Annotated in this window: 10 protein-coding genes; 3 read left to right on the forward strand and 7 right to left on the reverse strand. The window is 44.4% G+C overall.

Translation table 11 applies throughout. From position 1 onward, the window contains the following. Positions 1-245 precede the first annotated feature (245 nt). From PN499_RS19095 to PN499_RS19105, 3 genes are all read left to right on the forward strand, one after another. Positions 246-533 carry a GIY-YIG nuclease family protein gene (locus PN499_RS19095; RefSeq protein WP_272033687.1) on the forward strand — a complete coding sequence of 96 codons (288 nt, stop codon included), beginning with the start codon at positions 246-248 and terminating at the stop codon, positions 531-533. Between the two features lie 406 nt (positions 534-939). Beyond that, positions 940-1,716: a ChaB family protein gene (locus PN499_RS19100; protein ID WP_272033688.1), complete on the forward strand. Its 777-nt coding sequence runs from the start codon at positions 940-942 to the stop codon at positions 1,714-1,716. A gap of 200 nt (positions 1,717-1,916) precedes the next feature. Continuing rightward, entirely contained in the window at positions 1,917-3,116 is a 1,200-nt protein-coding gene (locus tag PN499_RS19105) for a site-2 protease family protein (RefSeq protein WP_272033689.1), read from the forward strand. Positions 3,117-3,258: 142 nt separating this feature from the next. On the opposite strand, the gene PN499_RS19110 is transcribed toward PN499_RS19105, so the two are convergent. From PN499_RS19110 to PN499_RS19140, 7 genes are all read right to left on the reverse strand, one after another. Continuing rightward, positions 3,259-3,984, reverse strand: coding sequence for a lipoate--protein ligase family protein (locus PN499_RS19110; protein WP_272033696.1), 726 nt, complete (start codon positions 3,982-3,984; stop codon positions 3,259-3,261). 232 nt (positions 3,985-4,216) lie between these two features. Next, positions 4,217-4,717 (reverse strand): YbjN domain-containing protein, encoded by a 501-nt coding sequence (locus tag PN499_RS19115; protein WP_272033690.1) that lies wholly within the window; start codon positions 4,715-4,717, stop codon positions 4,217-4,219. Positions 4,718-5,109: 392 nt separating this feature from the next. Next, complete coding sequence (locus PN499_RS19120) at positions 5,110-5,955, reverse strand: nitrate ABC transporter ATP-binding protein (protein ID WP_272033691.1); 846 nt, start codon at positions 5,953-5,955, stop codon at positions 5,110-5,112. A gap of 168 nt (positions 5,956-6,123) precedes the next feature. Beyond that, positions 6,124-8,124 (reverse strand): ABC transporter ATP-binding/substrate-binding protein, encoded by a 2,001-nt coding sequence (locus PN499_RS19125; protein WP_272033692.1) that lies wholly within the window; start codon positions 8,122-8,124, stop codon positions 6,124-6,126. Positions 8,125-8,471: 347 nt separating this feature from the next. Further along, positions 8,472-9,317, reverse strand: a complete 846-nt coding sequence (gene ntrB / locus PN499_RS19130) for a nitrate ABC transporter permease (RefSeq protein WP_272033693.1) — start codon at positions 9,315-9,317, stop codon at positions 8,472-8,474. A 240-nt stretch (positions 9,318-9,557) separates the two neighbouring features. Continuing rightward, the gene (locus PN499_RS19135; RefSeq protein ID WP_272033694.1) at positions 9,558-10,946 is read right to left on the reverse strand and encodes a CmpA/NrtA family ABC transporter substrate-binding protein; all 1,389 of its coding nucleotides are present in this window, start codon (positions 10,944-10,946) and stop codon (positions 9,558-9,560) included. A gap of 389 nt (positions 10,947-11,335) precedes the next feature. Next, positions 11,336-14,083: an HAD-IC family P-type ATPase gene (locus PN499_RS19140; RefSeq protein WP_272033695.1), complete on the reverse strand. Its 2,748-nt coding sequence runs from the start codon at positions 14,081-14,083 to the stop codon at positions 11,336-11,338. Between the last annotated feature and the right edge of the window lie 647 nt (positions 14,084-14,730).

Here is a 14,730-nt window from a genome sequence, read left to right on the forward strand (position 1 = left end):
CTTTGTCATTGCGAACGAAGTGAAGCAATCCACCACTTTTGTTGATACCCTGAGATTGCTTCGCTGCGCTCGCAATGACAAAATAGATTATTGCTCTGTCATTGGGAAGTAGCGACGCAATCCACCACTTTTGTTGATACCCTGGGATTGCTTCGCTGCGCTCGCAATGACAAAATAGATTATTGCTCTGTCATTGCGAACGAAGTGAAGCAATCCACCACTTTTCTTGATCTTTTCTAACAGCCATGAGTAAAAATTATTACATCTACATAATGACTAATAAGTATAATACTGTGCTTTACACAGGTGTTACCAATGATTTACAGAGAAGAGTTTATGAACATAAGTCAAAATTGATAGATGGCTTTACGAAAAAGTACAATATTATTAAATTGGTTTACTATGAGATTTTTGAAGATATATACAATGCGATCGCTAGAGAAAAACAGATTAAAGGAGGATCTCGGCAGAAGAAGATTGATTTAGTTAATAGTTTTAACCAAGAATGGAAAGATTTATATGATAGCTTATGAACAATGAGCTAGTGTGAGCGCAATTGACATATCTATTTTTATTGATACCTTGAGATTGCTTCGCTACGCTCGCAATGACAAAGTATATTATTGTACTGTCATTGCGAACGAAGTGAAGCAATCCACCACTTTTGTTGATACTCTGAGATTGCTTCGCTGCGCTCGCAATGACACAATAGATTATTGCTCTGTCATTGGGAAGTAGCGACGCAATCTCTTGCTGGTAACAACCATCTTTGGGATTACTTCGCAAGGCTTATATAACAAAAATTGAGTGTTGCTAATCACAGAAAATAATAGATGAATTTCTATGAAATCTACCAGAAGATTGACGCAGGTACAGCATAGTATAGCCCTATACTGCAAGAAACAGTAACGTATCTACAAGTATTCAAGGAGTCTCAAAATGCCAGAAGAATATAAAGCAGAGCGCACAGTTTCAGCAGTATTCAAGGAAGAAAAGCAAATAGATGGCGCGATCCGCCGTCTGCTCGATCGCGGTGTGTCTCGCGATCATATTTCCGTGATGGGCAAAAATTTTCAATCCGAAACCAGAATCGCAGGCTTTATTACTAAGAAAGACCTGATTCTCGGAGGCCTCCGAAACGGCGCAATTTTTGGTTCTCTGTTTGGTTCATTTTTGAGCTTGCTAACAGGTGTTGGCGTGTTATTTATTCCCTTTGTGGGGCCTGTGGTAGCAGCAGGGCCTTTGGGTGCTGTATTAATTGGTGCTGCTAGCGGTGCGATCGCAGGTTCTGCTGGTGCCGGTTTAGTCTCCGCCTTAGCTACCTTGGGAATGCCTGAAGATAAGGCAACTATCTATCAAACCCGCTTGGAAGCAGGGGAATTTTTGGTGATGGCAGAAGTAGCCGCCGATAAATCGGGCGAAATTCAACTGCTGCTGGAAAGTGCAGGCGGTGAAGAAATCTCCGTCAACGACATGATTTTGCCCCGCGCCAGTACAGGTCGGTGTTCGAGCCCGGCTGACTTGTCCCCAGAAGTGCGATCGCACCTATCTGAGGAAGCTCAAAAAACATTTATTGAACGCTACAATAGAGCCTTTGACGAAACTAACGACGCAAGCAAAGCAGAACACGCCGCTTGGGATGCCATTCATCAGCAGTACGAAGAAAATGAGCAGGGCATTTGGACTAAACCTTTGGCAGCCGGTTTGAAAGCATAACGCCAAAATGCTTACCTAATTCCTGTTGGGGCGATACTGCCGCGCGAAGCGATCGCGTCAGTGAATCGCCCTATCTATTACTGTGCTAGAACTAAAGAAACCAGAGCGATCGCATTCAGGACTTTTTCAGTCACAATAAAGTAAAGGGTTGATTGACTTTGGCTTAGGCGACCCTGAAAAATGCACTCAAGGAAAAATTCATGCAGGCAGGTTGGCGAATTGGCTCTTTATTTGGCATCCCGCTATTTGTGGATTCCTCTTGGTTTGTGATTTTAGCGCTAGCAACCTTTGCCAATGCTAGAAATTACCAGGGAGCTTATGGGCCTGTGCTTTCTTGGGTCGCTGGATTTGCACTAGCTCTACTGCTATTTGGCTCCGTTCTCATGCACGAGTTAGGGCATAGTTTAGCCGCTATGTCTCAAGGTATTAAAGTTAATTCCATTACCCTATTTCTATTTGGCGGTGTTGCTTCTATAGAGCAGGAATCCAAAACTCCCGGTCAAGCTTTTCAAGTGGCGATCGCAGGCCCCGGAGTCAGCTTCGGACTATTTTTAATAGTTGGTTTAGCAGCTATAACTCTGCCACCATCTAGCTTGATCCGCGAACTGGCAGAACGAATATCCGAAATTAATCTAATTTTGGGTATATTTAATTTAATTCCCGGCCTACCCTTGGACGGCGGACAGGTTTTAAAAGCAGCAGTTTGGAAAATCACCGGTTCTCGCTTAGCTGGCGTTCGTTGGGCCGCGAAAACAGGGCAAGTTTTAGGTTGGTTAGCGATCGCATTAGGAGCATCACTCTTTTTGTTAGTTGGGCAACCAGGAGCCTTGTGGATTGGACTGATCGGCTGGTTTTGCCTGCGAAATGCCACCTCTTACAACCGCATAGCCGATTTGCAGTCAGCCTTACTGAAAACTAAAGCTGGCGATGCCATGAGCCGCGAATTTAGAGTAATTAATGCCGATCTCACACTTCGGCAGTTTGCCGAACAATACCTGTTAGAAACTTCCCATTCTCCAGTATATGTTGCTTCTGGCGACGGTCGCGATCGCGGCTTAGTTTCTGTTGACGATATCCGTTTTATCGAGCGCAGTCAGTGGGAAAAGCAAACCCTCAAAGATATTGTAAAACCATTGAGCGAAGCCATTGCTGTTGGCGAGAAATCATCTTTAGTCGAAGTAATTAACTGCATGGAATCCCATCAATTACGGCGCATTGTCGTACTGTCGCCAACTGGTTCTGTAGCCGGAACAATTGATAAGGGTGATATTGTAAGAGCAGTGGCAAAATACTTAAATGCCAAGATTACAGAAGCCGATATCAAGCGAATTAAGGAAGAGGGTAGTTATCCGCCAGGTTTACCGCTGAATGCAATAGCTAAATCAACAGAACAAAATTAAAAATCAGCAATTACCAATTACAAATTATGATCGCGGATTTTACAGATTACACGGATTACACGGATTAGTTAGAGTCACGATCGTTTACTCTGTGAAATCAGAGAAATCTGTAAAATCTGTGTATCCCAATTACCATTAGCCATTAGCCATTAGCCATTAGCAAAATAGCCTCCCACTCTTCCTCTGATAAAGGCTGCACCACTAAGTCAATATTGAAACAGCGCGTAGCTGCTACAGTCAAAGCCTCAACTACAATTTCAATCAAACTATCTCCCCGTTGAGATAAAGGTAATTGCACAGCCTTCCTTTCCTCACCAAATACCTGAGTAAATAAGCTATTATCTGGTTGCAAACGCATAGAACCATGCTGTAAAATAGAATTACCACGCCGCAATTGAGCGCTACCAATAAATTTACAACCCTCAGCCGAAACTAAATCGGCACCTGTTGCAGTACCAAAACAATTCGGGTTGTGAATGTAACCCCTTCCCGCCGAACCGTAGTACAAATCTAAACCAAGCGATCGCCAACCTTCTATCAAAAATTGGCAGATAATTTGATAAGCTTCTGTGCGATTTTTACCCAAGTCTGACGCAATTACAGCATAAGTTAAATCCCCTTGATGCAAGACAGCACGTCCACCACTAGGACGTTTAACTAATTCTAAAGAGATTCCTTGCCAAGTTATTTCCTGCCAAAATTCAGGCCAGCGCCGCTGATGATAACCTAAAGAAATCGCCGCTGGTTCCCAAGTGTAAAATCGCAAAGTTGGCGGATTTTTTCCCAAACGGTGTTGTTCTAGCAACCATTCATCAATTGCCATTTGAACGGTTCCAGATGCGGACATCAAGGGAATTATACGCCACATAAAAAATAGAAATTGGTAATTGGTAATTGGTAATTGGTAATTGGTAATTGGTAATTGGTAATTGGTAATTGGTAATTGGTAATACAGACAAACATCATTAAATGTAGGGTGGGCGCTCGCCGCCAAAAATATTGTAAGTTATAGCACAAATGGTGGTCGGCGAGCGCCCACCTTACAACTTACGAGGTAAAAGGAATTACCCAGTTAACAGTTAACAGTTAACAGTTAACAGTTAACCAAATTCAGCTTGCAAAGCGTCGTCATAATCATCAGCAATTGTTGCAACAACGGTAATAGCGCGGGAAATTTCCCCTGGCGATAACTCCGCTAAAGTGCGAGTTGATACTACTACAATTTGGCTATCAACAATTGCAAAATGAGATTCATAAGTTGACAGCCAGTTCATTTCTAGCAACTTCCGCATTAACAGTGGTTCATTCTTAGCAGGTAACGGCAGTACAGCAGCCCAAACAGTCAAAGAGTCATCTTCAGTTTCCCCTGTAAGTTGTACAAATACCTCAACGCTGCCATACTTAAATTCCCAACGATGCCCTCCTGTTTCATTTTTGCCGACCATTACTTTTCGATCGACGGCCATACTGGCAATGACAGTTTCAATCTCTTCTACATAGCTGATAGTCGTTGCATCAGAAATTAATTCATTGGTGATAATATCGGAACTGGAAAGGCTTTCCGTAGAAACTGTTTGTACGTTAGGATCGGTGGTAGTCATAAAACTGTGTAGTTTATTGTTTTGAGCTATAGCAACCGCCAAGGCGGTTAGGGTCTAGGGGTTAGGGGCTAGGGGCTAGGGAAAGAAGGGAAGAGAGTCAATAGTTTGGGCCATGAGTGAGTATCTTAACCGTTGTGGCGGTTGATATATATCTATAACAATAGTATCGCGTGTTATCATCGTTCTTATCACCAGAATTGGGAAAATTGCCCCCGGAGCGACATTCTGCTGAGATTGTTGATATGGTAGAGCTTAAATGTTGCAACATTCCCCTAATTAATTCTCAATGCTAAACTGGTTAAGCATCGTGAGCTATCTTCCCCTAAAAATAGGGAAATGCTAGAGCTTAAATGCTCCAACATTCCCCTATTTAATCCTCAATGCCAAAACGATTAAGCATCGTCATCGTGGGCAAAACGGCGGAAGAGGAAATCTAACGCATAATTCCGCAGATTATAATACTCTGGATCTTCCATGATTTGCACGCGATCGCGAGGACGCGGGAAAGGAATTTGCAAAACTTCACCAACTGTCGCCGATGGCCCATTAGTCATCATCACCAAGCGATCGGCCAAAAACAAAGCCTCATCAATATCGTGAGTAATCATCAACACCGTACAGCGATGATCGTTCCAAATTTTCAGCAATTCTTCCTGCAATTCTTCCTTAGTAATTGCATCCAAAGCCCCAAAAGGTTCATCTAAAATCAACACCTTTGGGCGAATTGCCAAAGCCCGCGCGATCGATACCCGCTGCTTCATCCCCCCGGAAATTTGCGGCGGTCTTTTCTCCGCAGCTTCAGTCAAGCCTACCATAGCTAAATGCTCTTTAACGATCGCATTTTTCTCGACTTTTGACTTATTGGGAAAGACAGCATTAACTGCCAAATAAACATTCTCAAACACCGTCCGCCAAGGTAGCAAAGCGTAACCTTGAAACACCACCATCCGATCGGGGCCAGGCTTAGTAATTTTCTGCCCATTAATCGTCACGCTACCTTGACTAGGATGGCTAAAACCCGACACCATATTTAATAGCGTTGACTTACCACAACCGGAGTGTCCGATAATTGTAATAAACTCTCCTTCGGCTATGTTCAAGTTGACATTTTCTAAAGCCTTATAACCATTTGGATAGGACTTATAAACATTGTCCATCACTAAAAAAGGCTGGCGGCGATCGTTTCCGACATTCAAATTTACTTTTGTCTTGTTTTGATTGAGAGCAGTGTTAATCATGACTTTGAAAAATTGTTAGTTGTTGACTATTGATTGTTGATGGTTGATTGTTCTTTGCTAGCGGTTAGTAGTTACAGGATTTACGCAAAAGCTCCGTAGCGCCGCCATCTTGGTAATGAATTGACCGCCAAGATGGCGGCGTTACGTAAGACCAATCACCGATGCTTTTTAAGCCGAACGACGACCAGAATCAAGTACAACTTCAGCCATTGTGAAATCGCGTTTAATTTCCAGGCTATTAAGATATCCAATCGGATCGTCAGAATTAAACACCGACCCATCAAACAAGGGAAGAGAACCGCGAGTATAAGTAATATCCGATAGCCCCAACTCTCGCGCCGCCGTACTAAAGGGGCCAACTCGCACCACCCGTTCCAGAATTTCGACCCAGTTGCGCGGAAATACCGTATCGCCCCAGCGTGCCATTTGTACCATGTGCCATAACTGTTCAGTACGACTCGGACGATTTACCCCGTCCCCATAAAATAAATGGTGGGCGTATTCCCGCATGGGAGTATCCAGATTACAAGCAGCAGAATTGGGATCGCCGAGTTGAATGTAATTTTTGTCAGTGGCGACATACTCGCGCCCCGCTACAATTTCGGCTACCTCAGCCGCGTGATTAGGATCGGCGCAATACTGAGAAGCTTCTAACAAGGCCTTAATTAAAGCAATGTGAGTATTGGGGTAAGCATTCGCCCACTCTTCCCGTACCCCTAGAATTTTCCCAGGATGTCCCGGCCACAGTTCCAAATCCGTCGCCACTGTAAAGCCTACGCCTTCCATTGAGGCCCGCAAGTTCCAAGGTTCGCCGACGCAGAAACCGTCAATAGTGCCGCCCTGTAAGTCAACGATCATTTGCGCTGGTGGGATGTTTTTCAGCAACACATCGCGATCGGGGTCAATTCCCCCAGCGGCTAACCAGTACCGCAGTAACAGATTGTGCATTGACGAAGGGTGAACGATCGCCATCCGATGAGTTTGTGCTGGCGTTCTTTGCAGCATGGCTTTAAAGTCTGCCAGGGTATAAATCCCTTGGTCGTAAAACCGCCGAGCGAGGGTGATTCCGTTACCGTTGCGGCTCATAGTGAGGGCTGTAACTGTTGGTATCGGCTTCTCTTGATGGCCTCCTAAGCTTAACCAGACAGCCATGCCAGAGGGCATTTGCGCGGCATCTAAGTAACCGCCAGCGATACCATCGACGATGCCGCGCCAACTGGTTTCGCGGACGAGGTGAACTTCATCAAGGCCGTGTTTGGCAAATAGACCTTTTTCTTTGGCGACGGCGAGGGGAGCACAGGCGGCGAGGGGGACGAATCCGAGTTCCAGGTTGACTTTTTCGAGGCCGTGACGGGCGATCGCGGGTACTTTTCTCGCCCTTAATTTTTTCACCCGTTTCTGCTGGTTAAGGAAGTAAATCATTTCGCTACGTAGAGCGTAATAACTGGGGTGTGAGACTACTTCCATGCGTTTGCGGGGGCGGGGGATGTCTACTTCGAGAATGCCGCCTATTTTCGATTCTGGGCCGTTAGTTAACATGACGATGCGATCGCTAAGTAACACGGCTTCATCTACATCGTGTGTCACCATCAAGGCACTAATTTCGTACTCTTGGCAAATTTCCATTAATTTTTCTTGCAAATTGCCGCGAGTTAAAGCGTCTAAAGCACCGAAGGGTTCATCTAATAGCAAAAGTTTAGGACGTAAGGCCAGAGCACGCGCGATCGCCACGCGCTGTTTTTGTCCTCCTGATAGCAATGCAGGCTGTTTCTCGGCGTGGGGAGTTAAACCCACCATGTCAATGTGTTTTTGAATGATATCGAGGCGTTCCGCTTTGGGTAAGCCTTTCATCACCGAATCTACGGCGAGAGTAATGTTTTCTCTGACTGTGCGCCAAGGTAGTAGGGAATAGTTTTGAAAGACTACCATGCGATCGGGCCCTGGCTGGGTAATTCTTTGGCCTTCAATTGTGACTAATCCTTCTGTCGGTAAATCCAAACCGGCGACCATATTTAGCAGAGTAGATTTGCCACAGCCAGAGTGTCCGATTAAGGAGATAAACTCGCCTTTTTTAATTTCGAGGTCGATGCCTTTGAGGGCAATGTATTTGCCACCATCTGATAAATTAAAGACCTTTTCGAGTTGTTCTACTGCAATTAAAGTTGACATTTTTTCTTGCCTGTGTGTAGATTTTAGGTTTGCTATCTGCATTCTTAGTTAGCAGTAACAGCTTAGGTCGCCACCAGAGGTTAAAACCCCTGTCTCATAGCTAAAGTCGGTTTTAACCGACTAAAAAATAGTTAGTGGATTAAACATTTCCAGCAACTCTTGTAGAGTAAGCATCCTGCCTGCTTTTCCGAGTCTTTTCTGGAGATATCTATAGTCGTCTTCAGACGACTTTCGCTATTAGGCAGGGGTTTTAACCCCTGACTGACAGACAAATTTGTTTGGCAAGCATTGCACAGTTATCAGTTAACAGTTATCAGTTAACAGTTAACAGTTAACAGTTAACAAAACTACTTCCCTTGAGGGGGAGCAATCTTTTGCTGCAACCAAGCCATCAACCGATCCAGAATCAAACCAACAGCGCCAATGTAAACTACAGCTAACAAAATTTCGCTGATGTAGTTTTGCTGGTAAGCATTCCAAATAAAGAAGCCAATACCAGTAATCCCCGACATCACAATTTCTGCTGCAATAATCGCTAACCAAGCCAAACCGATCGCAATTCTTAAACCAGTAAAAATGTAGGGAAGTGCTGAAGGAAACAAAATATTTAGATAATATTCCTTCCGAGAAAGTTGCAGCACTTTGGCAACGTTATTATAATCATCAGGGATTTGGCGAACACCTTCAGCCGTGTTGATTAAAATCGGCCAAACTGAAGTTACAAAAATCACGAACAAAGCCGCAGGTTCGTTTTGTTGCAAGGCGGCCAAAGCAATCGGAACCCATGCCAAAGGTGCAACCATTCTCAGGAATTGAAAAATTGGATCTAAAGCTTTATTAAGAAAAGGATTTGTACCTACCAAAACCCCCGTACCAATTCCCACAACTGCTGCCAGAGTGTAGCCTTTCGCCACCCGTTCCAAACTTGCTAAAGTTTGCCAAAACAAGCCAACTCCATAAGTTTTGGAGTTCATAAAAGGATACATCAGCAAAATCCGTGTCCGTTCATCAGTCCACAGGCTGCTTGGCCCTGGTAGCTTGATAATTCCAGAACTTGATAGAAATTGCCAAACAAAGAGAAATCCCAGCACTCCCAAAATTGGCGGCAATATATTATGAGAATTCTTCTTCCAAAACTCACCCAGAGCACCTTGTGCATCAACTCCTGCTCTCCGATTTGTACTTACAGCCATCCTACTAATCTCCTATGTTTTTGCTATTGTTTTGCGAGACTAACAGGACTTACACAACTGGCACATATCGTCGGGTGTTCTACTAAGCTGAAACCCTCGATACTCGTTATAGAATTTCGTCTGACACACTCTACAAGTCGATTTGAGTGTGACAGTTGCGTAAGCCCTGACTAAATTTTGGGTTAACTATTAACGGTTAACGGTTAACAGTTAACAGTTAACCGTTAACTGTTAACTAAATCAAACTTTTTTAATTGCCAAACTCTTGAGATAATCTTCGGGTTTGTCTGGATTAAATTCTTTACCGTCAAAGAACTTTTCCACACCGCGAGATGTACTTGTGGGAATGTCAGCATCAGCAACTCCTGCTAATTTGGCTGCTTTCTTCCAAATATCTTCGCGGTTGACTTTATCGATGATTGTCTTTCGATCTGCTAAGGTGTTTGTCGGCAGAAAACCCCAGCGCACGCTTTCAGTTAAGAACCACAAGTCGTGACTTTTGTAGGGATAAGAAACGTTCCCGATTCCATCATGCCAGTACAACGGACTGCTTTTGAAGTCATTAATTTCTGGTTGACCATCACCCATGACATACTTGCCTTCATAGGGTGGTATCAAAACGTCGGGAGCTACGTCAAAGAAGTTTTTACCGGAAACAATGGCAACTAATTCGGCACGATGTTCTGGTTTATCGCACCACTGTTGCGCCTCAATTATTGCTGCTAATAAGGCTTCTGTGGCTTTCGGATGTTTGTCTACCCAGTCGCCACGAATTGCTAGATATTCCTCTGGATGACCTTTCCAGATTTGGGCAGTTAAGGCTGACATGAAGCCAATCTTTTCTTTAACAATTCGCAAAGGCCAAGGATCGCCGGTACTGAAACCATCCATGCTACCGGTTTTCATATTGGCAACAGTTTGTGCCGCTGGTACTGTTAGCAAGCTAACATCTGTATCGGGATCGATGTTACTAGCTGCTAGCCAGTAACGAATCCATAAATCTTGATTAACTTTAGGAAAAGTGTAGGCTGCTTTGAAGGGAGTTCCGGCTTTAGCTAGACCTTTAATGTAGTCTTGGGCTCCTTGTTCTAGTTTAAGTCCGATGCCTTTGCCTTCGTGTTTGGCCGCGATCGCAATTCCATTTCCCTGAGTGTTCAACTGAACCAGCACATACATTGGGATTTGGGCGCTGTTTTTGGTAATCAGACCTTGGCTAATCATATAAGGCATGGGCATTTGCCACTGACCGCCATCTATACCACCACCCGCAGAACCAATTTCTACGTTATCTCTAGCCGAACCCCAGTTAGCTTGCTTGGCAATTGTAACTTCGGTCATGCCATATTTGGCAAAAAAACCTTTTTCTTGGGCAATAATTAACGGTGCTGATTCAACGATGGGAATATATCCCAAAGTGATTTTTGTAGTTTCGATGCCTTCGACTCTTTTCTCGTTGGTAACAGCAACTACTGAAGTGGCAGCACCGCCGCCAGCGCTGGCATCGGCAACGGGTTCTGGGGGATTTCCCAAACAACCTTTAAGCAGTATTGAACCCAGGGCTGATGCACCTGCTGTGGCGATAAATTTACGCCGAGAAAGGGTAGAAAATTGATCTGAAAACTTAGTCATAGCCTAGCCTCGCTGCAATTCATAATCTTCTGTAACGACATTCACTGAAGGTTATCAAAGCGCTTTTTTGATGTTCGCTAATTGAGGTTTAGCGAACTATTTCGAGCGCAGGTAGGCAGGAACTAAAGATTTATTGCTAGAGCATAAGTCTTTAAACTATCCCTGCTGACTTGACACTTTTAATTAAAGCGATATTTTGATTGTCCGAGTTGTGTGAGCTACCCTTGTTGGGAGCAGCACGTTTTCTTGACTTGGTTACTCAGTGTACCGTAATCTTACGGAAATGATAAAACAATTATTAAATTTGATTGATAAGTAAATGTTTTATCATTTCGCGATCGCTCAACTAAGTAACCGCTGCTTTGTTCGTGTTCCTCAAAAAAGCCGCATTAGTTGGGTGGGTCAAAGCGGTTAACCGAGAGCGCAACGCCAATCATAGGCAAAGCGACACCGAAACAGATCAACCACTGATCCAGATTCATTGGGGCTGTCTGAAACACCTGATTTACAAATGGGGAATTAGCAAAAATTATCTGTAAAATCACAGCGACGACAATTCCCAATCCCAAAGCGGGAGCCCCGCTAACTTCCTCTTTCGAGCCGCCAAATTTAGCCAACAATGAAGGCAAAAACTGACTCAGACTCAATAGGTAAAAAATTCTGCCCATTACCAAGGCTTGAATAGCCATTGTTCGCGCCAGTTCCAGAGTACCCCAAGGAGCCTGACGTACCCATTCAAACATCCCAAAAATTAAAGTCCAGTTGTAGAGGGAAATCGCCAAGATCCTTTTGATCCGATTTACTGTCAAGAAAGGTTCGTTAACTGGTCGCGGTTGCTGTTTCATCACCCCTGGAGACTTCGGCTCGAAAGCTAGGGGTACTGTCATAGTGATGGAGTTGAGCATATTCAGCCAGAGAATTTGCAGGGATAAAATTGGCAATTCTCGACCTAAAAGGGTGCTCAGTAAAATCGTCATTGATTCTCCACCATTGACTGGGAGAATGAAGCTAATGGCTTTGAGGAGATTTTTGTAAACCGATCGCCCTTCTTCCACCGCAGATTCGATCGAAGCAAAGTTATCATCGGTCAAAATCATGTCAGCCGCTTCTTTGGAAACTTCCGTACCGCTACCCATCGCAATCCCGATATCGGCTTGCTTTAAGGCGGGCGCGTCGTTAACGCCGTCTCCTGTCATCGCCACAATTTCGCCTTTGTGTTGTAAGGCTTCTACTAGGCGAAGTTTTTGTTCGGGGGCGACGCGGGCAAAAACTGAGCCGGCTTCTACGGCTTCGGCGAGTTCGTTTTTGCTCATTTCGGCGAGTTGAGCGCCGGTGTAGGCGACAAGTTCCCGGTTATGCTTGGTTTTGCGAAATCCCATACGACGGGCGATCGCTTTAGCAGTAGCAATATGATCGCCGGTGATCATTTTGACTTGAATACCAGCGGTTTGACAGGCTTGAACGGCGGCGATCGCTTCGGCTCGCGGCGGATCGATCATCCCTTGCAACCCTAAGAAAATCAAGTCGGATTCTAAATCTGAATGATCGACGGAATTTTGGTTTTCAGGTACGGGCTTTTTTGCTAAAGCTAAGACGCGCAAACCTTGACGCGCCATTTCACCGACTTGATGGTGAATTTCTGCGGATTCAACTTCTGTTAGATTTCCCTGTTTGTCAAGACTAGAACCGCAACGAACTAATATTGATTCGACGGAACCTTTGACATACAAAATTTTACCGCTGGGAGTTTGATGCAAGGTTGCCATGTATTGAAACTGCGACTCAAAGGGAATTGAATCGAGTCTTGGCATTGATTTTGCCAAATTTTGTTGACTCAATCCTGCTTTTTTTGCCGCAGCAATTAAGGCTCCTTCTGTAGGATCGCCGACCACAATCCAATCATCATCTTTACATTCCAGGTAAGAGTCATTACAAACTAATCCAGCTTGCAAACATTCTTGTAATGTGGGAGCTTGACTAATATTAATTGGCAGTTGATTGAGTTCAATTTCACCTTCGGCGCTGTATCCAGTGCCGGTAACTGAGTAGGATACGCCGCCAGAGTAAATTTCTTGCACCGTCATCTGGTTTTCTGTCAGGGTACCGGTTTTGTCGGAACAAATAACGGTAGCGCCGCCCAGGGTTTCGACTGCTGGTAACTTACGCACGATCGCGTTACGAGTTGCCATTCGGGAAACGCCGACGGCGAGAGTAACCGTGATGACGGCGGGTAAGCCTTCGGGAATCGCACCCACAATCAAGGCGACGGCGGGTTCAACTGCTTCTTTAAAGGCGGAAAGCCCTGGTGCGACTGGTTGCCCTAACCTGACGGCGAAGGTTAAGCTGGCCATTGCTAGGACGAAAAACAACCAGTTTTGACTGAATTGGTTAAATTTGCGGGTTAAGGGGGTAGTTAGATCGATATGCCGATCTAAAAGTTGAGAGATTTTGCCGGTTTCGGTGTCGTTGGCGATCGCCACCACAATACCGCTACCTTGACCAAAAGTGACAAAACTACCCGCATAAGCCATATTATCCCGTTCTGCTAGTGGCGTTTCTACAGGCAGAACCAAGTCTCCAGATTGTCCTAATTCTTTTTCGACCGCAACGGATTCGCCTGTTAGTCCCGATTCGTCGATTTGCAAGTCTCGCACTTTTACTAAGCGCAAGTCTGCGGGTACTTTATCGCCGGAAGTTAAGGTAACTAAGTCACCAACCACAAGTTCTTTGGAAGGAATTTTTAATTTTTTTCCACCTCGAATAACTGTAGCTTCGGTGGTGACAGCTTGGGCTAGGGCTTCGATTTTTTTCTCTGCCCCTGCTTCTTGGATAAAGCTAATAATGGCATTGGTGGTGGTTACACCCCAAATTACACTAGCATTCAGCCATTCTCCAATCACTGCTTTGATTAAACCTGCACTCAGCAAGATAATCAGCAAAGGTTGGTTGAATTGTAAGATGAATTTTAACCAGGGGGGTTTCCCGGCTTTTACTGTTAGTTCGTTTGCCCCAAATTTTTGTTGCCGACTGGCAACTTCTGCCGGATCTAAGCCGCTTTCTATGTTAGTGCCTAGAACCTTTACGACCTTTAACCTGTCTAAATAGTGCCAGGATTGTGTCTCCGAAAACTTAGTCATAGCCTAGCCTCGCTGCAATTCATAATCTTCTGTAACGACATTCACTGAAGGTTATCAAAGCGCTTTTTTGCTGTTCGCTAAACTGGGTTTAGCAAACTATTTCTAGCTCAGGTAGGCAGGAAGGAACTAAAGATTTATTGATAAGTCTTTAAACTATCCCTGCTGACTTGACACTTTTAATTAAAGCGATATTCTGATTGGTCGAGTTGTATGAGCTACCCTTTTTGGGAGCAGCACGTTTTCTTGACTTAGTTACTCAGTGTACCGTACTCTTGCGTAAATGATAAAACAATTATTAAATTTAATTGATAAGTAAATGTTGTAGGATAATACTATTAACCAAACAAATAGAATTTATTTAAATAATCAGTCTTGATTATAAGATTGATGGTAAGTCTGTTTTCAGGTAATGCGTTGCTTTAAAACCGACTGGCGATCGCAGAGCGTGTTATAGCAACCGCCACAACGGTTAGGACATTCTCAATCCCCCAAACCATTTCTAGTATTGCATTTTCCTCCTGCCTCCTGCCTTCTTCCTCCTGCCTCCTGCTATAGCAACCGCCACAACGGTTAGCACACTAGCTCATGGCCCAAACTATTGACTCTCTTCCCCTTCTTTCCCTAGTCCCTAGTCCCTAGCCCCTAGC

Origin of the sequence: Kamptonema animale CS-326 (genome assembly GCF_028330895.1) — a bacterium.
Taxonomy (GTDB): Bacteria; Cyanobacteriota; Cyanobacteriia; order Cyanobacteriales; family Microcoleaceae; genus Kamptonema; species Kamptonema formosum.